Genomic DNA, 22,566 nt, shown 5'->3' with positions numbered 1-22,566 from the left:
ATGCGGCAACTAAACGGAAGTCGCTACAATATAAAGTTTTTAGGGAAAAGGGGAGAAATGGATGGATCAACTTCAATTTCACAAAATGCAATTAACATGGCTCGATGGGGGAGTCACTTCTTTAGATGGCGGAGCAATGTTTGGGGTAGTTCCAAAACCACTTTGGTCAAGAAAATATCCTACAAATGAATTAAACCAAATTGAATTGGCATGTGAACCAATCCTAATACAATATGAGGGTAAGAACTACTTAATTGATAGCGGAGTAGGTTTTAATAAGCTAACAGAGAAACAGCTTCGAAACTATGGGGTTACTGAAGAATCAACTGTTTTTGAAAGTTTAAAGAAATTAGGTTTAACTCCTGCGGATATAGATGTAGTTTTAATGACTCATTTGCATTTTGATCATGCTGGTGGGTTAACATATTGGGAAGGGGATACTCTTGTACCATCTTTCTCGAATGCAAAGATTTATACTACAGAAGTAGAATGGAATGAAATGCGTAATCCAAATATCCGTTCTAGAAATACGTACTGGAAAGAAAATTGGGAACCGATTCAACATCAAGTGGAAACATTTACAGATTCTATTACGATAGCGCCAGGAATTGAAATGATTCATACAGGTGGCCATAGTGATGGACATGCAATCATTAAATTAACCCAAAACGGGGAAACAATGATTCATATGGCAGATATAATGGCTACTCATGCACATCAAAATCCATTGTGGGTGATGGCGTATGATGATTATCCAATGACAAGTGTATTTGCTAAAGAAAAAATTATGAAGGAAGCATTAGCAAATAATTATAAATTTATTTTCTATCACGATGCCTATTATCGTATGATTCAATGGTCAGCAGATGGAAAAGAAGTTGTATCATCTCTAAAACGAACAAAAGAAGCGAAAATTAAATTTCAAATGAATTCATAAAAAGAGGTTCTATATTAATTGTTGGGGTTTGCCTACAATTTATGAAAAACAAAATGCACAACATCACCTATTTTTCTATACTTGAGTTGACTAGAAACAAGCAGAAAAAGGTGAGTTGTGCATTATGAATTTTAACATGGAACTACCAGGATTAAAAGGTGTAAATATTGAAGAAATGGTTGAACAAGAAAATCGTGTACTAGTCTATATTTCCATGCCTATAAAAGAACATATTTGTCCAGCGTGTGGTGAAAAAACAAAGAAAATACATGATTATCGAATGCGAAAAATCGGCCACCTTTCCTTTTGGGGACGTTTAACTAAGTTGATGTATAAATGTCGTCGTTACCGCTGTCAATGTGGAAAGCGTTTTGCAGAAAAGGCTTCATTTGTCGAGCGATATCAACGTTATTCAAGAGAAGCGAATCAAGCGATGACGATTCAATCCGCGAAATCGAAAACATTTAAAGATGCGGCAATGATTCTCGGTACATCTATTTCAACCATCATAAGAAGATTTAAAAAACAAGCAAAAGCAGTATTACCAAAGGGTGTTCAATTACCAAAAGCAATTGCCATTGATGAATACAAGGGAGATACGGATGCAGGAAAATATCAATTAATTATAGCGAATGCGGAAACACATGAACCAATCGATGTTTTGCCTAATCGCAGACTTCAAACGATCAAAACTTATTTGCAAAAATATGGTCAAGAAGTGGAAATCGTTGTCATGGATATGAATGGAAGTTTTAAAGCAGCGGTTCAACAAGCATTGGGAAAACCAATCATTGTGGCGGACCGATTCCATTATTGTCGTTATATCCATTGGGCTTTAGATGAAGTCCGAAGAAAAGTTCAAAAAGAAATGCATGCCTATGATCGTAAGAAATCGAAGAAAATGCGATTTGTTTTACATAAGAATTCCGACAATCTATCAGAGGAAGAACGTTGGTATTTAAATCGATATCTAGCTTTATCATCAGAGTTAAAGCAGGCTTATGAATTAAAAGAAGCATTTAAACAGTGGTTTACAGAATCCAAAAGGAGAGAAAATATACAGGAGGTCAAAAGTGGATTAGAAGCATTTTACCGAAAGGTAGAAGAAGTAGGCATTCCAAGCTTTTTAAAAAGTATACAAACACTAAAAAACTGGCAGAATGAAATATTAAACAGTTTTGTATTTGGATATTCCAATGGCTTTTTAGAAGGAATTAACAATAAATCAAAAGTGCTCAAACGAAATGCTTATGGATTCCGAAAATATGAGCACTTTAAAGCGAAAATACTATTAGGTCACCTATATAAAAAAATAGAGTTGTATGTTGGGTAGGATGAACGCGCGCGTTCTGCCATCCATTCCTTCTTCGCTACGCTTCAGAAGAAATGGATGGCAGAATAGTATATCAAATATCCAAGTTTTCTTGTCCTCTCATTTCTTACCCCAACAATTGACAAAGGACCTAAAAAGAAGTGGGGATATAAGTTTTTCGAAACTTTTCCCCACTTTTTATTACGATTTTACTAATTCTACAATTACACCAGAACGAGCATCTGCAGCGAATTCAAATGTTTCTAATTCTCCATTCACAACTCTAGTAATGCCTCCGCGATAAACTGGAATTGTAGAAATACCATTATTAAAATCTTCTGTTTGCATATAAATCCATGAACCATCAATCGGTGTTTCTTTTTTAAATTCAAACTTTACATTATTCAGTACTTGATTGGCAGGTAAAAATGGTGAAATTCTGTCAGAAGCTTCTTTAATAATTACTGCTGCAGCTAAACCTGTTGCCACGCCAATTAAAAAATCTCGTAATTTCATATGCCATCCTCCTTTAAATTATCCCTTATTTTAACATCAAATATAGAAGTATGTCTTGTTATTCTTTAAAACGATATGATTGTTTCAAATTTTGTTTATAGTAAAAATGTTTCAGTTTTGATCTGGATAAAGTTGATTTAGAAGCTCTCATCTAGGGTTGGCCTCAATTAATTTTGCCAGCAAATGCAGTTAGCTGCACTCTGCCACACTCCATTCCAACAGATATTTTATACCATAACTAAAATTCTCACATTTACAAATCCATCACTTCATAAATTATCTTATAAGGATAATCAAATTATTTTAGAACATGCTTAATTTAATGTGCAAACTAAAAAGAGAAGAAATATGTGGTAAAATAAAGGACGTATGAATCTATAAACAGGGAGTGTTCTTGTTGAATACTGAGACGTTACAATTATTTAAAACTTTAACGGAATTACCGGGTGCTCCTGGTGATGAACGAAATATCCGTAAATTTATGCGTAGTGAACTTGAAAAATATTCTGATGAAATTATTCAGGACAATTTAGGTGGCATCTTTGGAGTAAGAAAATCCGAACAAGAAAATGCTCCCAAAATTTTAGTTGCTGGCCATATGGATGAAGTTTCATTTATGGTCACGAATATTACAGAAAATGGGATGATCCGTTTTCAAACTTTAGGTGGTTGGTCAAACCAAGTACTACAAGCTCAAAGAGTAACTATCTATGCCAAGGAACAAGAAATCCCAGGTGTTATTGCATCTATTCCTCCTCATTTACTAAGAGGTACAGATAAAAATAAACCTACAGAAATCAAAGATATGCTTATTGATGTAGGCGCTGACAGTAAACAAGATGCTCTTGATATGGGGATTAGACCAGGGCAATCAATTATTCCAATTTGTCCATTTACTGTAATGGCGAATCCTAAAAAAATTATGGCGAAAGCATGGGATAATCGTTATGGTTGTGGATTAGCCATTGAATTGTTAAAAGAATTAAGAGATGAAAAAGTTGTCAATCATTTATATTCAGGTGCCAATGTAATGGAAGAGGTTGGTTTACGTGGTGCTCAAGTATCCGCAAATATGATTCAACCTGATTTATTCTTTGCACTAGATGCCTCGGCAGCAAATGATACAACAGGCGATAAAACTCAGTTTGGACAGTTAGGGAAAGGAACACTTTTACGTATTTATGATCCAACAATGGTAACACACCATGGATTACGTGAATTTGTTCTAGATACTGCAGAAACGAACAACATTCCATATCAATATTTTGTTTCACAAGGTGGAACAGACGCAGGAAGAGTTCATACGTTACAAAAAGGGATTCCAAGTACAGTAATTGGCATTTGTTCGCGTTATATTCATACAGCTGCTTCGATTATCCATGTTGATGATTATGCAGCTGCAAAAGAATTACTTGTTAAACTTATTAGAACACTTGACCGAACAACAGTTGAAACAATTATTAACAACGCTTAAAATTGTATTTAGTAAAAAGAAGGTGTCCAAAAAGAAAATACTCTTTGGACACCTTCTTCCTTATTCAAAAAATACTCAAAGGAAGTATTACTTCTGCGGTGGTCGCATTAAAATGCCACCATCCTCGGCGCAAAGTGGCCGTCTCAAAGTACTTTCAGACGGCCACTTTTTTTTGATACAAACGTCTTAATTAAACGTAAATTAAACATTTCGGAGATGAAATCCATGAAAGTTGCAATTGGAACTAAAAATAAAGCAAAAACAGCTGCTATTGAAAATGTAGTTCGTACATATTTTGAAGATGTTCAATTTGAACAATTTTCAGTTGCGTCCAATGTTTCGGAACAACCCTTTTCTAATGAAGAAACTCGCCAAGGAGCAATTAATCGGGCATTAAATACTTTAAAAGTTGCTAATGCTGAATTGAATTTTGGGCTAGAAGGTGGAGTGCATGAATTAGATGGCTTAATGTATTGCTGTAATTGGGGTGCTGTAGCCTTGCCAGATGGAACGGTTTTATCTTGCGCGGGTGCTCAATTTTTACTACCTGAAGACATTGCAAAAGAGTTACGAGCGGGTAAGGAATTAGGTCCAGTAATGGATGAATTTACAAAAGAAAAAGATACTAGACATCACTCAGGAGCAATTGGCGTTTTTACAGCTGGACTGATAAACCGTACAGAAATGTTCGAACACATTGTCAAACTTCTTATTGGACAATATTTATGTTATCAAGATAATATTTTATAGCATACGCCTTTTTCAGAGGTAGTGTCAAAACTTCTATGAAAAATTGAAAAACACAAGGTATTGGGCGATAAGTACTCTCCGAACGAGGGGACAATCGCTCTTGACAAACATTCCGAAAAGGTTGCGCCCATATTTTTGAGGGCGAAGGGGAAAAAGTAGGCACACCAAATAACCCTCGCCAAATACCAATTTTAACCTTTTCTCCATTCGGTTTGTCAAGAGTTCGCTACGCCGATTGTCATTCGTATGTAGTTATTTGAGGGCTCTGCTAAAAAAAGTAGGCTGCGGTTATTTCGTTAACTCCAATTGGGCCAGTTCAATCAGTTTTGTCCAACGTGCTGGCATATGTGGCATCTGGTCCAACTCTGGAATCATGACCGGCACACGCTTTTCCAGCTTTGCATGCGGTCGAAGGAAATTAAAATAGGCCACAAACATCGTCACAAACGATACCGAGCCAGCTTCGGAACCAAAGCCTGTTGTCGCACGGTAATGCCCTTTAAATGTCCGGTTTAGACGTTCGATAATTTGTTTCAACCAACGATATTCGGCTGACACTGGATCTTCGTTCGTTAAGCCTATCACTTGTGTCACATCAAACCAAATGTCATGTTGTGCGAAAAAGTGTTGTGCTAATAAGTAAATGGGGTTGCCATCCACGATTAAATTCAGGTTTTCGGGAATCTCCTTGAACTTTTGTAAAACATCATCGATTGCTTTAATGGCAGACAATGTATCGCGATTAGGCGAAACACGGTAAGAGAGAATAACTTTTTTCGCCGCATCAAAGAAAAAGAATAAGTAATGCCATTTCCCATTAACCCGAATATACGTTTCGTCGCCACAAAATTGATCGGACAGTTCATAAGGATAACCATCAACGAAGGGCTTCATCAAGATGGAGACACTGTTCACGTAATTTAATATCGTTTGATGTGAAATGGAAACATTATGTATGTCTTGCATAATCGCTGCTGTTTTCCGTGCTGAAATACCGTAATTCACATGGTATGTCAAAATCAATCCAAGTGTATGGGATGACGTATGAATCCGTGATAAATCTACACGTGGTTTTACTGGTGATGCTGGAGATAAAGGTTGATAATCAAACAAAAATTCACGATAAATATAACGCACTTTAAACGCCTGTGGATCTTGTTTAAATCGGGTCTTTTCTTCCTTACTCATTCGACCTATATTGGATAAATAATAGGAACACTGATTACTTTTACACTTCCAAATGTGAAAATCTTTTCGCTCTTTAATTTTCTCTAAGGTCTTCATACAGTGGGGGCAACGAAGAATAGCCTCTTTCTGATAGCGACTTTTTTGATTAAATAAGCAATCACATACCTTACATTGATATTGTCCTTTTGCACCATTATTCGCATACAAATACGAGGAAGGTGCACCACACTTAGGACAACAGAGGTTTTCAGGTACTTTTGATTTGGACTTGGCGTGTCGTCTTACAGGCTTTAATTCTTTGCCATGTTCATGGAAGTAGGCGATTAGTAAATCCTGAAAGGATGCTTTTTCAGGTTGATACAGAATGGGTAACTTATCAACTTGTAACTTGCGGTATTCTTTATTAATTGGCTGTTCAGGACGCACACTTCCAACAGCCTTACCAAATATTATCACCATTAATATTTTAATTATTTTTTCTTGGTACTTGATAAATTCAATTAAATACGCTAATAATTGAGGGTACAAACTTGTCACTTCCTTTTTGGGTAGTTTTGTGTGTGGTAACCTCAACTAACACCAAAATCCAGGGGGTGGCAAGTTTTTTTGCGTAAAAGACTATAAAACCAACGATTATTAGCGATTTATATATATAAGTTTTGACAATACGTTTTCAGAAAGCGGGGGATACATATGAAATTGAAATGGGTTCATGTAGTTGTATTTATGATGGTTGCATTTGTGCTTACTGGTTGTGGGAAACCAATCGATGAGCAAGTGGAACTTGGCTTAGCAAGTGCAGAAACTGTATTCAAGGAAAACTCAAACAAACCAAATAAAACAATTGGGGAAATACAGCTATTTGTTCCATCAGGCTATAGTGTTAAAGAGAGTGAAGATTTAAATAACTTAATTTTAACAAAAGGCAAAGACCAATATATACTTTTTGTTAATCAATATGAGCAGCAAGATAGCAAACTTCACTACAATTTATTCAAGAAAGACTCTTCAAAAAAGGTGATTAAAGAAAGTACATACGAATCAGATGGAGCCTTTGGATTTTCAGCTGTTGTTGAAATTGATGATGAAAATTACGAACTTATTACAAGTAGCGGCGGTGTAAAGATTTCTACTATCACTAAAAATAAAAAAATCGATGAAAAATTAACAGATATGATGTCGATTGCTAGATCAGTAGAATTAATTGAATAATACTAGTACAATCTATAGGACAAACTAATCGACTAGTTAATAAAACTTTTGTACAATACTCTAGATAAATACTTTATTAATTACGGTTCACAATTGGTGAGCCGTTTATTTTTAAATAGGATTTCTACTTGTTATCCTTAACTATTGTGTAAAAGAGGCGTAAAACTATGAAATCAAAGCAACTGGTTGAACAGATAAAGTCGCGTTTAGGTACTGAACGATACGAATATATTTTTGATGATGAAAAAGAAACATTACGTTTAAACCATAAATCACTAAATAAAGGTATGGAACTTACCTTATCTGATATTTTAGCTAAATATCATTCAATAAAGGAAAAGGCAATTGATGAAGTAGTTTATACGATTGTACAAACCTTTGATGCAATGGAAAAAGAACAAAAAGAAGGGTTCCATGATTTATCCCTTGTGTACCCTGTTGTAAGGTCCACTTCTTTTCCTTTAAAATCTAATGAGGGACATCCTTTTATTACGACAGACCACACTGCTGAAACTCGTATTTTCTACGCTCTTGATTTAGGGACAACCTATCGACTAATTGACGAATCAATGTTGGAAAAGCTACAAGTATCAGCAAATCAAATTCGTGAAGCTGCCCGTTTTTCCGTTCGAAAATTACCGACAAACACAAAGAAAGATGAAGTGGCAGGAAATGTATTCTATTTCCTAAATCATAATGATGGCTACGATGCGAGTCGAATTTTAAATGAAACATTTTTAAAAGAGATGGAAGAAAAAGTAGAAGGGGATATGACGTTATCTGTTCCTCATCAAGATGTATTAATTATTGGTGATATTCGTAATGAAGTAGGGTATGATGTATTAGCACAAATGACGATGCATTTCTTTACTGTAGGCACAGTGCCGATCACTTCTTTATCGTTTGTATATGAAAAAGGCGAATTAGAGCCGATATTTATATTGGCTAAAAATAAAGTAAATAAGGAGAAAGATGAAAAATGATTATTAGTTATAACAAACCACATGTTGGAGATGTATTATTAGTACAATTAGCAACAGAAAGTATTGTAAATACAGAAGTTGAAAAAGTTGGCGATGTTGCCATTTTAAAAGAAAAAGCAACGGGTGAAATTAAAGCATTTAATTTATTTAATGCAAGCAAATATATGCAAATTGAAGCTCAAGGAAATGTTGAAGTAACACCTGAAATCGTTGGGAAATTAGAGGCTGCTTTAAAAGAGAATGGCGCAAATGTTTCACTTGATGTAGACTTTACACCAAAATTTGTTGTAGGTTATGTTGAAGAAAAAGAAAAACATCCAAATGCTGATAAACTAAGCATTTGTAAAGTAAATGTGGGAGATGAAGTATTACAGATCGTTTGTGGTGCACCGAATGTAGAAGCTGGACAAAAAGTAGTAGTTGCTAAAATTGGTGCTGTAATGCCTTCTGGTTTAGTAATTAAACAATCTGAGTTACGCGGTGTGGCTTCAAGTGGTATGCTTTGCTCTGCAAAAGAATTAGCAATTCCAAATGCACCTTCTGCAAAAGGAATTTTAGTGTTAAATTATGATGCAGAAGTTGGGGCACCATTTGAAATACCTTCAACTCTTTAATGCGTTAAATTAGGAAGTCGAAGTAAGTTGGACAACCTCTTTCGTATCAAAAAAATTTATTAAAACTCTTTTCTCTAAAAGTTGTATTTTAAACTTCAAGAGATTATAGGGGGACGTCTAAAAATTAATTTTAGACGTCCTTTATCTTTTAACTAAATGTTGCATCATTGTTATAATATTGCAATGAATATGTGGTATGATTTTGATATATATATTGCAATTTGTATCATTATGTATGAGAAATTTTATATTAATCTAAAACATATTAACATAGAAAAAAATCTATTAAATATCTCTTTATGGTTAAATTATCCTGCACTTATACATATAATTACTTTAGAATAAAAATGCTATGTTTGTAGAAGAGAGTGATATAAAGTGAATTGGTTTAAAAAACAACTGAATAAATTGTTTTTAAATGATAGAGATGATGATGACGAATATTACGAAGAAGAGCCATTCGATGAACAAGAATACTCTAACTATAGAGAAACAACAACTGAACAACACCAACAAAAACGTTCAAGTTTTCGGTTTCCTCTAATAGATGACTATGAAAAAGAGGTTTCTTCCACACCAAAAAACTTCGATCAAGAAGTAAATGAATTTAGAGATAGTAGGAACATAACAGACTATTATCAAAAAAATGCAATATCAAAAGTCTATGATGTGGAAGTATCGGGTATTCGGGAATTACTAGAGAAACGTCAACGTTCTAAAGGAAACACATCTGGAGTTAACTATAGTTCGAGCATTCGAAAAGTAGAAAAAAAAGAAGAAACTAGTCCAAGAATTAAAAGAGTAAATCCAACACCAAAAGTCGTACAAGAAAGTCCAAATCCACCGGTTGCTCATAGAAGATTTGTACCAACGAATGTGCCATCACCGGTTCACGGATTTAGGAAACCAAGTAACATTAATGAATTATTAACGAAAAAACAGGGATCCGAACAAAAGTATGAGCAATCAAAGGAAGATGAAGAAAATCATCAGCAGGTTTTAAAACCACCGAACAAAGAAGCAGCCAAAATTTATAACGAGGTTCTTCAAACTTCAAAAGAGATTGCAAGTGCAACACAAATTGTAGATGAAAAATTGATTTCAAAAGAAACTCAGCAGGTGCTATCAAGTGTAGAACACCCTGAAAATAAAACTACACAACAAACGATAATTAACAATAAATCGCATACAACTAAAAATTCTGATGATCAACTAGATGCACGAGAAATTTTAGAAGAACTTAAAGACCAGAGCAATCAGCATGTACCATTTGAAAAGGTAAAAATTGATGAAGAACAATCGGAAATGATTGAAATTATTGCAGTTCAAAAAGAGGTAAATAATCAACAGAATGAAATGGTTGTAGAGAAGCTAGAAGAAACTGGACACCATGTTCAAAATAATGAGGTTATAGAGTCTGTAAAAAGTGAAATTCTCCATCAGCCTATTTCAATTGAGATTGAAGAAGTGATTGAAAACGACATAGAGGAACCTGTAATAGATCTGAAAAGTGAACTGTATGATCAGGTCGAAGAAATTCCAATCTTAGTTGAAGAGATTAAAGAGAAGGGTACTGAAGAAATACAAAAAGAAAATGACTCTTCCAATCTTGATGCTACTCATGAAAGAGACTTGATTGAACAAAATCAAGACACAACTGAAGATTCAAAAACAGAAATTATTGATGAACAAGATACAGAAGTAAAAGAGAAAAAGCGCGGTACATTGCCATTTAACGTGATAATGTTAAAATCTGACAAAGAAAAATACGCAGCAAAATTAGCACAAAAACAACTTACTCAACATAATGATGTAATTAAGGAATTATCTAGGCATACAAATGGCTTATTACAAACAAATAAAAATCAATTAGAAAAAGTTGAAGAAGTGATTGCTCCTATCTCTTCTGAATTACCGAATTCTGATATAACATCAGATAAAGAGGAACATACAGAGAAACAAATAGAAGCGAATATTGATGTGGTTGAAAATGAGTTGCCAAAAGATACATTAGAAGAAAAACAACAAAAGATTGACGAACCGATTCAAGATGTTGTTGAGAAAAAAACAAGCAAAATTTATGTTAAACCATCTGTTGAGTTTTTATCACCACCTGAAGAAAAAACAGAAGACCGTGATTGGATGGAATCTCAAGCGGATGTTTTGGTTGAGGCATTGTCTCACTTCCAAGTAACAGCACAAGTGGAGTCTATTATGCAAGGTCCAGCTGTTACCCAGTTCGAAATTACAGTCGGTCATGGAACAAAAGTTAGTAAAATACGGAACTTAGCAGATGATTTAAAATTAGCTTTAGCTGCAAAAGATATTCGAATTCAAGCACCGATACCTGGGAAAAGTTCAATAGGTATTGAAATTCCGAATCGTATTGCTCGTGCTGTTCGATTATCTGAAGTTACTAATAGTGAAAGCTTTATTGAATCGGAGTCGCCATTAGAAGCGGCGTTAGGACTTGATTTAACAGGAAAGCCCGTTACGATTGATTTACGAAAAATGCCCCATGGTTTAATTGCAGGTGCAACAGGCTCGGGTAAATCAGTATGTATTAATTCCATTTTAGTTAGTTTATTATATAAGGCGACGCCTCACGAGTTAAAATTAATGTTAATTGACCCAAAAATGGTAGAACTTGCACCATTTAATCATATTCCACATTTAGTGAGTCCCGTAATTACGGATGTAAAAGCAGCAACTGCTGCATTAAAATGGGCTGTGGAAGAAATGGAAAGACGCTATCAATTATTTGCTCATGCAGGTGTTCGTGACTTACCGCGATATAATAAATTAGCAGAGTCAAATGGTGATTATGCTCTTAAGTTACCTTACATTTTAATCGTTATCGATGAATTAGCGGATTTAATGATGATGTCTCCAGCTGATGTAGAAGAAGCAATTTGCCGTATTGCACAAAAAGCTCGTGCTTGTGGTATTCACTTAATTGTAGCAACACAACGCCCATCAGTTGATGTTATTACAGGACTAATCAAATCAAACATCCCAACGCGAATTGCATTTGCGGTATCTTCACAAGTGGATTCACGTACAATATTAGATAGTCAAGGTGCAGAACGTCTTCTTGGAAGAGGAGATATGCTGTACTTAGGAAACGGGATGAGTGCACCAATTCGCTTACAAGGTACATTTGTTACTGATGATGAGATTGAAGAAATAATCGATCATGTACGCTCACAAGGGGAACCAGACTATATATTTGAACAGGATGAATTATTAAAGAAAACAGAAATGATTGAAGAACAAGATGAATTGTTTGAAGAAGTTTGCCGCTTTGTATATGAACAAGGCACAGCTTCTACTTCCTCGATTCAAAGAAAATATCACATTGGATATAACCGAGCAGCTAGACTAATTGACTTGTTAGAGAGTCATGGATTTATTTCTGAGCAGAGGGGAAGTAAACCGAGAGAAGTTTATATTACAGATGCTGATATTTCTAATATGTTTGACTAATTAATTTTCTTTCAAGTGAAAAGGTACATTATGAGGGGGAATTCCCTCTCATTTTTTTTCAGAAAAAATTTAGGAAATTTCGTGCATTCCTACAGTTAATGTTTAATAAAAATAGTGCTATAATGGGGTAAGTTTTTACTAAATGGCACAAACTAGTTATAAATATAATTTTAAATAATTTTAATAAAATTTGTGTAGTTTTACTTTATTCATTGGGACCTAGGTATCCCGGGAGGTTTTTTAATATGACAGTTTATCATTTTACAGGAATTAAAGGTTCAGGTATGAGCTCACTTGCTCAAATTTTATTTGATTCTGGGGAACAAGTTCAAGGGTCTGATGTTGAGACATATTACTTCACTGAACAACCATTAAGAGATCGAAATATAACAATCCTACCTTTTAATGCAGATAATATTCAAAAAGGAATGACAGTAATTGCTGGAAACGCATTTACTGACGAACATCCTGAAATTGTTCGAGCGAAAGAATTAGGCGTGGAAGTAATTCGTTATCATAAATTTTTAGGAGACTATATCAAAAATTATACATCTATTGCCATTACAGGTGCTCATGGGAAAACTTCAACAACTGGTTTGATGAGTCATGTAATTGGAGGATTTATGCCAACTTCCTTCCTAATTGGAGATGGCACAGGTTCAGGTGAAGAAAATGCTTCTTATTTTGTTATGGAAGCATGTGAATATCGTCGTCACTTTTTAGCATATCATCCAGACTATGCAGTAATGACAAATATTGATTTTGACCATCCAGATTATTATAAAGACGTAAATGATGTTTATTCTGCTTTCCAACAACTGGCATTACAAGTTAAGAAAGCCATCATCGCGTGTGGTGATGATGAACATTTACAAAAAATTCAAGCAAATGTTCCAGTTGTATATTATGGCTTAGGGGCAAACAATGACTTTGCTGCTAGAAACGTTGAGAAAACTACGGATGGTACAACATTTGAAGTATATGTGCGAAATGAATATTATGATAAATTTACAATTCCTCTATATGGGGATCATGCGATTCTGAATTCATTAGCCGTTATTTCTTTATGTCATTATGAAGGAATACCAGCTGATGTAATTCAAGAGCGTCTAAGTACTTATTCTGGTGTAAAAAGACGTTTTACAGAGACGAAAATTGGTAATAATGTTCTTGTTGATGATTATGCACATCATCCGACTGAAATCAATGCAACAATTCAATCAGCTCGACAAAAATATCCTGACAGACAAATCGTGGCTATCTTCCAACCGCATACATTTAGTCGTACGCAAGCTTTCTTGCAACAATTTGCGGATAGTTTAAAAAAGGCTGATGCTATTTATTTATGCGAGATTTTTAGTTCTGCCCGGGAAAAACAAGGAGAATTAACAATCTCTGATTTGGCAAATCTAATTGAAGGTAGTAGCGTCCTGCAGTTGGAAAATATTGAAATACTAAAAAAGCATACTAATGCTGTGTTCTTGTTTATGGGTGCAGGTGATGTTCATAAGTATCAAGATGCATTTGAAAATGTTTTGAAAAATGGTGAAGAAACAGCTTAAACAATTATGTTTAGGCTGTTTTTTCTAAAATCATTTCAATGATTTTTCCTGTAAAAGAACGTGTTTTTCAAAGTAAAAAAGGATTTATTATTTTTTTGTCGAATAAAACACTAAACGAGTCTCGGAGGTTTTGACATCATGGAAATCATTTTATATGTTGCAGTATTGATAGCAGCAATTGGCTTTTTAGTCCTATGTATTAGCGTAGGGATGACATTATTTTCCCTTAAAAATACGTTAAATAGTATTGCTGGGACAGTTGCAGGAATTGAAGGACAAATGGAAGGAATTACTCGTGAGACAACCTCTCTTCTTGCTAAAACAAATACATTGGCAGAAGATATAACTCAAAAATCAGAAAAACTGAATTCTGTTGTTGATGCGGTAAAAAATATTGGTACTTCAGTTACAGGTTTAAACAATTCTATTAATCAAATCACATCTTCTATTACAAAAGAAGTTAGTAAAAATGAAGAAAAGATTGCACAAGTGGTTCAATGGAGCAATGTAGCCATGGAAATTGCTGATAAGTGGAAACAGCGAAAAGTCATTGACCAAGAAGATGTGGATAAAGCAGCAGAAAAAATAGTTAAAGAATCTTCAAAAACAAAACGTAGTAAATAAGCGAATGGGGGATGGCAAAATGAACGGGGAAAAGCCAAATTATAATGAAGTAAAAAATGAAGTTGTAGCAAATTTACCTCAAGTTTATACGGGAAATAATGTTGATATCTACGAGGAGGAAACTTTAAATATGAAGGACTTTGTAATTGGTGCATTAGTAGGGGGAATTGTTGGAGCAGCAGCTGGCATGCTACTTGCACCTAAAACAGGTAGAGATTTAAGAAGTGACGTTGCATACCAAGCTGTCCAATTAAAAGATAAAAGTGTCGTACTTTCTTCTACAGCTAAAGAAAAAACAGTACAACTTTCAAATCAATTAAAAGAGCAATCAACTCAATTAGTTGATAAAGTGAAGTCAAAAACGTCAAAAGTACCACGTGTATTTGATGATGGTACAGTTTCATACGAAGGGGAAGAACCTTTAGAAATGGAAACATACGAAGGTGTAGATATGGCAGAGATTGCTCGTCCATCTTCCATTTAAATAAGAAAAACGCAAGTATACTGGAAAAACCAGCATTCTTGCGTTTTTTTATTTTGTAGAATAACTTTACACGGTCATGTTTGTTACAGGATATTCAGATAGTATAATTTCTAGTTTATCGCCACCGAAAATTTCCTCGTCAAATGAAGATGCAATCCCATTTTTCAAAATTGTAAAATGCCCTTTAAAATTAGTTGGCAGTTGCCAATTAGAATAGCGGAAAACATCTTGGAAAATCCATGGTTTCGTATCTTTTTCTATAATTTGAATGGTAGCTCCATTTTGAATCGTAGTATTCGGTTGTACAACAGCACCATTTACTAGTACTTCTCTACAAACTTTCGTTAATTCTAGCTGTTCATTTTGGAAGGTTACGATTATTTTTTCTTCAAGTAAAGTATCTAATTTATTTGCTATAGATTGTACAGTGGGAAGAGGTGAATCTTCAATTGTTAATGTATCACCACTTTGAATTGAATACTGTAATTTGCTAGGTTTTCCATTAATAAATAACTTAGCAGTAAATTCCGGTAAAAACATCGGTTGGCCGTTGACATGAATGAAAAATGACTGCAGCTTATGAAGTATATCTAATCGATTGATAGCTTTTAATAATTCATCAATAGTTTCAACCGTTTCAATTTCAACATGGTCACGGTCTTTTAGTTCCAACTCAAGAGGGGCATTTTCACCGTTAACTTTCACTTTCGGCTCAACGATATACATTGTTCCTTGAATCGTCACTGTTTTTACAGAAGCACCATCGACAATATCACGAACTGTTGCTTTAGCATCAACTCCATCAATACCCTCAATCAATGAAATATTATCCCCATGATGGATGAGTGTTTTCGTTGAAGCCGTTTCACCGTTAACGAGAATTGTGGCAGGTTGCCCATGTTCGCCTGGAATAAAAATATCTTGTCCGTTTACAGTAATAGAAATACCTTGTCCAGGTTTTCCATAAAGTTGCTTCGCTCGGATGTTGGCAGCTAAAAATGCATCTGCAACGGTCATTTCTTTCATTTCAAATAGACGAACTATTTGCTCGTTTACAACAACGGTCATATATTGCACTGGCGCCTTTTTCGCAGCAATTGCAATACCGATTGGTGTAACAAGCTCTGGTGTAGCTGGAATGAATTCTTCTTTTGTTAATTTTTGAATTGCATCTATTCCTCGAACTGCTACACGATTAGAAGGAAGTGCTAAAATGTTACAAAGTTCTGTTGTTAAATTTGGTGTTAAACTTCCTCCACCAACTAACATAATCGCTTTAGGTGCTTCTTGATTATTTAATCTTAAAATTTCATTACCAATAGATTCTGCTAAATTTCGAATGGCAGGTTTAATGGCTTCTATTACTTCCTCTTTCGGTATTTCTTGATCAAATCCAAGGATGTCTTGAATAACAATTGTTTCATCCGTTGAAAGTTGACGTTTAGCTTTTTCTGCTATAGGGAAGTCTAATAAATACTGGTCACTTAATGCTTCTGTTATTTCATCTCCTGCAGTAGGTACCATTCCATATGCAACTATAGTGCCTTGATTTGTAATCGCAATATCGGAAGTTCCTGCACCAATGTCAACTAACGCTACGTTTAGTCTTCGCATCGTAGGTGGAATTAACACATTGATTGCAGCAATTGGTTCGAGTGTTAAAGCTTCCATTTCTAAATCGGAACGTTTCAAAGCAGCGAGTAATGATTCCACAACGACTCGAGGTAAAAAAGTGGCAATGACTTCAACCGTTGCTTCATCACCTTGTTGGTCTAGTAAATTACCAATTTCTTCACCATCTAATTTGTAATAAAGTACAGAATAACCAACACAATAATAGTGACTCATTTTTACGTCTTCTTTATTTTGAAGTAGTTTAGCTTGGGCTTGTTGAACTGCTTGTAATTCTAAGCGACTAATATCTTCTTCTGTAAAGATTGGCCGATTGCGAATATTAATTGTCACACTAGCTTGTTCTGTTTTTAATGCTCTACCTGCAGCTGCAACACTTACTTTTGTTAACGGGCCGTGTTTTTGTTCCAGTTCAGATTTAATTTCTTTTATTAATTCAGCAACATACAAAACATTATGTATTTGACCATCAACCATTGCACGTTCTTTATGTTCTTTTACAATAATATCTGATACATGGAAATGCTCGTTTTGCTCTTCAAGAATAATACCTACGACGGAACGAGTGCCTATATCTAAAGCAAATAATTTCGAACACATTGTAACCGCTTCCTTTCTGAAAATATATGAAAATACTTTAGCGAGTTGAAGCGCTAAATTAAAAGCGTGACATTCTGAACTTTCTTGATTATAATAGAGTTATTATCTTAAAATGTATCACACATTTCAGCGTTCTGAAAGAGTTCGGTACAGGGAGAGGAGAAAAGGGAATGAGTGAGCAAAACTTAGAAGCATTACGTAGTCAAATTGACGGATTAAATTTAGAAATTTTACGTTTAATTAACGAACGAGCAGAGGTAGTAAACGAAATCGGTAAAATTAAAGAAAAACAAGGGGTTAACCGATACGATCCTCTTCGTGAACGCCATATGTTAAACCTATTAAGAGAGAATAACAAAGGTCCGTTAAATCAAATGACGGTTGATTATATTTTTAAACAAATCTTTAAAACAGCTTTAAAACAATTAGAAGCTGAGAAGAAAAAAGAATTACTTGTATCACGTAAGAAAAAGTCAGAAGATACTGTCATTAATATCAATGGAGAACAAATTGGTTCAGGTGCTCCTACATTCGTATTTGGTCCTTGTTCTGTTGAATCATATGAACAAGTTGCAGCAGTTGCAGCTTCTCTTAAGGAGAAAGGTCAAAAATTAATTCGTGGTGGAGCATACAAACCACGTACATCTCCTTACGACTTCCAAGGTTTAGGTTTAGAAGGTCTTAAAATTTTAAAACAAATTTCTCAAGAATATGGTTTAGCTGTAGTTACTGAAATCGTAACTCCTGCTCATATTGAAGAGGCACTTGACTATGTAGATGTAATTCAAATTGGTGCACGTAATATGCAAAACTTTGAGTTATTAAAAGCAGTAGGTGAAACAAACAAGCCTGTTCTATTAAAACGTGGTTTAGCTGCTACAATCGACGAATTCATCCATGCTGCTGAATATATTATGTCAAAAGGTAACGAAAATATTATGCTTTGCGAACGTGGTATCCGTACTTACGAAAAAGCAACACGTAATACTTTAGACATTTCTGCAGTACCTATTTTAAAACAAGAAACGCACTTACCAGTATTTGTTGACGTAACGCATTCAACTGGTCGTCGTGATTTATTATTGCCTTGTGCAAAAGCTGCAATTGCAATTGGTGCAGACGGAGTAATGGCAGAGGTACATCCTGATCCATCTGTTGCATTATCTGATTCTCAACAACAAATGGATATTCCACAATTCAATGCTTTCTACGATGAAATTCAAAAATTCATGAAGCAATATGAATTAAAAGCATAATTTAAGAATACTTATGGAGCGCAAGGATGTTAAATCGATAACATTCTTGCGTTTTTACATTTTTTAAGATTGTATGGAAAATAATAATTATTAGATACTTCTTTGATGAAAAGTCGAAAAATGTCGTTCTATTACTTCGTATTTAGAAAGACTTTATATTGAAAAAGAAATGAGAATTGTCGTATGATGAGTTTACAAGATAAAAATACGAGGAGGCGTATCCTTTGACTGTAACAATATATGATGTTGCACGCGAAGCAAACGTTTCAATGGCGACAGTATCCAGAGTAGTAAATGGAAACCAAAACGTGAAACCTGCTACAAGAAAAAAAGTATTAGAAGTGATTGAACGTTTAGAGTATCGACCAAATGCAGTTGCACGAGGTCTTGCAAGTAAAAAAACAACAACAGTCGGAGTGATTATCCCAGATATTTCGAATAATATTTATGCTGAAGCAGCACGTGGGATAGAGGATATCGCCACAATGTACCGATATAATATTATTTTGGCAAACTCTGACCAAAATGAAGAAAAAGAGCTTTCTCTCCTTGATACTATGTACGGAAAACAGGTGGATGGGATCGTCATGATGAGTGATGCTGTGACACCGAAACTTCATCAATCTATGGATCATTCTCCAGTTCCTATTGTTCTAGCTGGTACAGTTGATGAATCCAATCAATTTGCCTCTGTTAATATCGATTATTTCCAAGCATCATATGAAGCTGTACAAATGTTAATTGCGAATGGGCATAAGCGTATTGCATTTGTATCGGGACCTCTCCATAACACAATCAATTCTAAATTTAAATTAGAAGCTTATAAAAAAGCATTAATTGATGCAGGATTAGAAATTGATGAGCAATTAATTCTCCCAGAAGAAGGTTCATATGATAGTGGTATTGAAGCATTGGAGACGGTTATTACTTTAGAACAACCTCCTACAGCTTTTTTTGCTGGTAGCGATGAATTAGCTATTGGTATTATTCATGGGGCTCAAGATAGAGGATTGAAAGTGCCAGAAGATATCGAAGTTATTAGTTTTGAAAACTCGAAATTGGCGAGAATGGTACGCCCACAACTGACTAGTGTTGTGTTACCACTCTATGACATTGGTGCTGTAGCGATGCGATTATTAACGAAAATCATGAACAAAGAAGAGATTGATAATCAAGAAGTAATCATTCCACATAGAATTGAAGTTCGAGATTCTGTAAAAACAGCTGATTAAAAGTTTAGTTTAAAACTAATAATTAAAGGCAATCGTGATTTATTACAATCATGATTGCCATTTTTATTATTTTCTTTCATTTCGAATGATATGTAATGCTTTCGTTAGCATTTGTTCATTTTTTTCTTCGATTTCGGCCTTTCTTGGAATTGGCTCATACAAAGGGTTTGGATCTTCCCAAGTAGGGATTAACGGTACTGGTGATTCTTGTTGCCATTTATCAAGCCAACTTACAGGGAGATTTCCATTAGGGGAAGGTAGGTCATTCATTTCAGTCCATATAAAGGACCAAGCACGAGGAACTACTCTCCAAATATCATAACCACCACCACCCACTGCGATCCATCTACCATCACAATATTCGTGGGCAAGCTGGTGGGCAAGTTTAGGAATTTCTCGATAGATATTCATCGTTCCATATAAATGTGTTAACGGGTCAAAATAGTGAGCGTCTGCGCCATTTTGTGTAAATACTACATCAGGCTTGAAAAATTCAAACACTTCCCGCATTGCACTTTCATATACTTTCAAGAAGCTTTCGTCCTCAGTAAAGGCATCTAATGGAAAATTAAAAGATGTTCCATAACCTTGTCCATTCCCACGTTCAGTAACATTCCCTGTTCCCGGGAATAGGTAACGGCCAGTTTCGTGAATAGAAAGCGTGCATACATCAGGGTCATCATAAAAAGTCCACTGTACACCATCACCATGATGAGCGTCAGTGTCTACATATAAAACACGAGCGTTATATTTTTTTTGTATATATTTGATGGCTACACTACTATCGTTGTATATACAAAAGCCTGAAGCTCTACCATGGAAACCATGATGTAACCCTCCACCTAAGTTAAGGGCATGTCTACTTTTTCCTTGCATCACGTAATCAACCGCTTGTAAAGTTCCACCTACTAGTAAACTACTTGCTTCATGCATATTAGGGAAAATAGGAGTATCTTCAGTCCCTATACCGTAATTTTCGCATTCTTGTGCTGTTAATAATCCATGACCAGCTTTTTTGACTATATCCATATATTTTTCATCGTGGGCAAGGGCAATTTCTTCATCAGTAGCTACTCTTGCCGGAACGATAGCATTATCTGATAGTGCATCGATATTTTTTAATAAATCCATCGTTAATAGTAAACGTTTGTGATTAAAAGGATGAGAATCTGAAAATTTATAGCCGAGTTGTTCTGGTGAATAAATAAAAACTGCATTTTTCATTGTTGTACACCCGGAACATTTGGCCAAAGTACATCAAAACCTTGTTCTCGCAATTCACTAATGATATTAAGAGGATTTAAAATTTGTGCTCGGACTGATAAAATTCGGCAATTCTCATTTTTAGAATCTGGGAAGACAAGTACACTCAGCACATTGGCTTTATGTTTTTTAAATATTTGAGTGATGTCTGATAACGTACCAGGTTTATCGGAAACGCGAATGTCAATTTTAGATGAAGGTTTATGTGCACCGGTTAATTCGATATATGTGTAAAGTAAATCTGTTGTTGTAACGATTCCAACCAGTTCTCCTCCTGATACAATTGGTAAACAACTGATTTTCGTTTCATAGAAGGTAACGGCAACTTCTTCAACAAAATCTAAAGGATGCCCGATGATAGGGTTTTTAATCATAATTTCTGCAATAGGTGTTTGGTATATTGTCGAATTTGGTTCTTCTTTTAAACAAGATGGAAGGGCATTTTTTACATCATGCTCTGTAATTATTCCAACGACCTTGCCTTGTTCATTAACAATTGGTAAATGACGTATTTTCTTCTCACGCATGAGTCGTACGGCATCGTTTACTGTATTAGTTGGTAATAATGAATAAACTTCTCTATTCATAATTTCTTCAACGATCATATCTATTTCCCCCCTTAAAACTAATTAATTTAGTACATGAAACGATATCTAAAGCGTAACCGATCGAACCGTTCAATTGTATCATTATTTACATGTTTACCGATACGAGCCATAAGACAGTTTGCGGGATGGGAGGTAATCTCAGGGTCGTCTGTTGCATAATACTCAAAACCAACAACTTGCATCATGCGCTCCATCATTTTTCGGTAGTCCCAAACATTTAAACCTGTTCCTTTTAAATCCCAATGCCAGTAATATTCTGTTGTAATGACTAAATAATTTTCCATCTCTTCGTCCATAAAAGATACTTCTAAAAGCTTTTTACCTACACCACTACCACGGTATGCAGGAATGACCTCAATTGCACCCAGTTCAATCATATTTTCAATTCGATCTTCTGCCCAGCGTTCAAGAGGATCTGGGTACAAATATGTAACATAGCCTACGATAGTTTGTTGATTGCGGATAATGATAATACGACCTTCATCTAATTTTGCGATCTCTATCAAAGCTTTTTTCTGCTGCTCAGGTGGTCTAAATGCTACTAAATCTTCGTGAAATTCATATTTTTCTAGCTGCTCAGGTGGGACTGGACCCTCCACTTTTACTAACCCTTGCCTCGTATCCATCTCTATACTATTAAAATTTTTAATATGTTTCATTCCCATTCGCTCCAAATGAATTTTATATAGATAGATTATATTATATTTTATGTAAAAAAAAGCTACTTTTCGCAAAGATTCCTTTAATTTTTGAAAAATTAAAAATATTTTGCTTAAAATGTTGCTAGTATTGTAAAATACAATTATGTTTAATTATTAACTGTTGTATAATAG

At 34.9% G+C, this 22,566-nt stretch carries 19 protein-coding genes; 13 read left to right on the top strand and 6 right to left on the bottom strand.

Annotated elements, in window-relative coordinates; genetic code table 11:
- Positions 1–61: 61 nt before the first annotated feature.
- Both NKR20_RS12765 and NKR20_RS12760 read left to right on the top strand, forming a co-directional pair.
- The gene (locus NKR20_RS12765; protein WP_253426985.1) at positions 62–937 is read left to right on the top strand and encodes a YtnP family quorum-quenching lactonase; all 876 of its coding nucleotides are present in this window, start codon (positions 62–64) and stop codon (positions 935–937) included.
- Between the two features lie 124 nt (positions 938–1,061).
- Positions 1,062–2,270, top strand: coding sequence for an ISL3 family transposase (locus NKR20_RS12760; protein WP_253424673.1), 1,209 nt, complete (start codon positions 1,062–1,064; stop codon positions 2,268–2,270).
- A gap of 180 nt (positions 2,271–2,450) precedes the next feature.
- Here NKR20_RS12760 and NKR20_RS12755 read toward each other — a convergent pair whose 3' ends face one another.
- On the bottom strand, positions 2,451–2,765 hold the full coding sequence (locus tag NKR20_RS12755; protein WP_121212659.1) for a hypothetical protein: 315 nt from the start codon (positions 2,763–2,765) through the stop codon (positions 2,451–2,453).
- Between the two features lie 397 nt (positions 2,766–3,162).
- On the opposite strand from NKR20_RS12755, the gene NKR20_RS12750 reads away from it, so the two are divergent.
- On the top strand, positions 3,163–4,239 hold the full coding sequence (locus NKR20_RS12750) for a M42 family metallopeptidase (protein ID WP_253426984.1): 1,077 nt from the start codon (positions 3,163–3,165) through the stop codon (positions 4,237–4,239).
- A gap of 225 nt (positions 4,240–4,464) precedes the next feature.
- A complete protein-coding gene (locus NKR20_RS12745; RefSeq protein ID WP_121212661.1) occupies positions 4,465–4,989 on the top strand; it encodes a DUF84 family protein in 525 nt (174 codons plus the stop codon).
- A 288-nt stretch (positions 4,990–5,277) separates the two neighbouring features.
- Here NKR20_RS12745 and NKR20_RS12740 read toward each other — a convergent pair whose 3' ends face one another.
- Positions 5,278–6,705, bottom strand: a complete 1,428-nt coding sequence (locus tag NKR20_RS12740) for a DDE-type integrase/transposase/recombinase (protein WP_253428046.1) — start codon at positions 6,703–6,705, stop codon at positions 5,278–5,280.
- Positions 6,706–6,870: 165 nt separating this feature from the next.
- On the opposite strand from NKR20_RS12740, the gene NKR20_RS12735 reads away from it, so the two are divergent.
- From NKR20_RS12735 to NKR20_RS12705, 7 genes are all read left to right on the top strand, one after another.
- Positions 6,871–7,389 carry a hypothetical protein gene (locus NKR20_RS12735; protein ID WP_121212662.1) on the top strand — a complete coding sequence of 173 codons (519 nt, stop codon included), beginning with the start codon at positions 6,871–6,873 and terminating at the stop codon, positions 7,387–7,389.
- A gap of 167 nt (positions 7,390–7,556) precedes the next feature.
- Positions 7,557–8,372, top strand: coding sequence for a DUF1444 domain-containing protein (locus NKR20_RS12730; RefSeq protein WP_121212663.1), 816 nt, complete (start codon positions 7,557–7,559; stop codon positions 8,370–8,372).
- Positions 8,369–8,986 (top strand): YtpR family tRNA-binding protein, encoded by a 618-nt coding sequence (ytpR, locus tag NKR20_RS12725; RefSeq protein WP_121212664.1) that lies wholly within the window; start codon positions 8,369–8,371, stop codon positions 8,984–8,986. Before NKR20_RS12730 ends, ytpR begins: the two co-directional genes overlap by 4 nt.
- Positions 8,987–9,364: 378 nt before the next feature.
- Positions 9,365–12,472 carry a DNA translocase FtsK gene (locus NKR20_RS12720; RefSeq protein ID WP_253426983.1) on the top strand — a complete coding sequence of 1,036 codons (3,108 nt, stop codon included), beginning with the start codon at positions 9,365–9,367 and terminating at the stop codon, positions 12,470–12,472.
- A gap of 245 nt (positions 12,473–12,717) precedes the next feature.
- Positions 12,718–14,034 (top strand): UDP-N-acetylmuramate--L-alanine ligase, encoded by a 1,317-nt coding sequence (gene murC, locus NKR20_RS12715; RefSeq protein ID WP_121212666.1) that lies wholly within the window; start codon positions 12,718–12,720, stop codon positions 14,032–14,034.
- 138 nt (positions 14,035–14,172) lie between these two features.
- Complete coding sequence (locus NKR20_RS12710; protein WP_121212667.1) at positions 14,173–14,658, top strand: DUF948 domain-containing protein; 486 nt, start codon at positions 14,173–14,175, stop codon at positions 14,656–14,658.
- Positions 14,659–14,677: 19 nt separating this feature from the next.
- The gene (locus tag NKR20_RS12705) at positions 14,678–15,142 is read left to right on the top strand and encodes a YtxH domain-containing protein (RefSeq protein WP_121212668.1); all 465 of its coding nucleotides are present in this window, start codon (positions 14,678–14,680) and stop codon (positions 15,140–15,142) included.
- A 66-nt stretch (positions 15,143–15,208) separates the two neighbouring features.
- Here the strand turns inward: NKR20_RS12705 and NKR20_RS12700 are convergent, their stop codons facing one another.
- Positions 15,209–17,374, bottom strand: a complete 2,166-nt coding sequence (locus tag NKR20_RS12700) for a cell division protein FtsA (protein ID WP_253426982.1) — start codon at positions 17,372–17,374, stop codon at positions 15,209–15,211.
- A 170-nt stretch (positions 17,375–17,544) separates the two neighbouring features.
- Between NKR20_RS12700 and NKR20_RS12695 the strand changes: the two genes are divergently transcribed.
- Both NKR20_RS12695 and ccpA read left to right on the top strand, forming a co-directional pair.
- A complete protein-coding gene (locus NKR20_RS12695) occupies positions 17,545–18,630 on the top strand; it encodes a bifunctional 3-deoxy-7-phosphoheptulonate synthase/chorismate mutase (RefSeq protein WP_121212670.1) in 1,086 nt (361 codons plus the stop codon).
- Between the two features lie 224 nt (positions 18,631–18,854).
- Positions 18,855–19,862 carry a catabolite control protein A gene (ccpA, locus tag NKR20_RS12690; RefSeq protein ID WP_121212671.1) on the top strand — a complete coding sequence of 336 codons (1,008 nt, stop codon included), beginning with the start codon at positions 18,855–18,857 and terminating at the stop codon, positions 19,860–19,862.
- Positions 19,863–19,928: 66 nt separating this feature from the next.
- Here ccpA and NKR20_RS12685 read toward each other — a convergent pair whose 3' ends face one another.
- Genes NKR20_RS12685 through NKR20_RS12675 form a run of 3 tightly spaced genes read right to left on the bottom strand, consistent with a single transcriptional unit; the run spans position 19,929 to position 22,392 of the window.
- Positions 19,929–21,086, bottom strand: a complete 1,158-nt coding sequence (locus tag NKR20_RS12685) for an acetoin utilization protein AcuC (RefSeq protein WP_121212672.1) — start codon at positions 21,084–21,086, stop codon at positions 19,929–19,931.
- On the bottom strand, positions 21,083–21,730 hold the full coding sequence (locus NKR20_RS12680; RefSeq protein WP_253426981.1) for an acetoin utilization AcuB family protein: 648 nt from the start codon (positions 21,728–21,730) through the stop codon (positions 21,083–21,085). Before NKR20_RS12680 ends, NKR20_RS12685 begins: the two co-directional genes overlap by 4 nt.
- A gap of 29 nt (positions 21,731–21,759) precedes the next feature.
- A complete protein-coding gene (locus tag NKR20_RS12675; protein ID WP_121212674.1) occupies positions 21,760–22,392 on the bottom strand; it encodes a GNAT family N-acetyltransferase in 633 nt (210 codons plus the stop codon).
- Between the last annotated feature and the right edge of the window lie 174 nt (positions 22,393–22,566).

Origin of the sequence: Ureibacillus endophyticus (genome assembly GCF_024159215.1) — a bacterium.
Taxonomy (GTDB): domain Bacteria; phylum Bacillota; class Bacilli; order Bacillales_A; family Planococcaceae; genus Ureibacillus; species Ureibacillus endophyticus.
The sequence above is the reverse complement of the archived record's forward strand: the minus strand, read 5'-3'. Positions and strand labels throughout refer to the sequence as shown.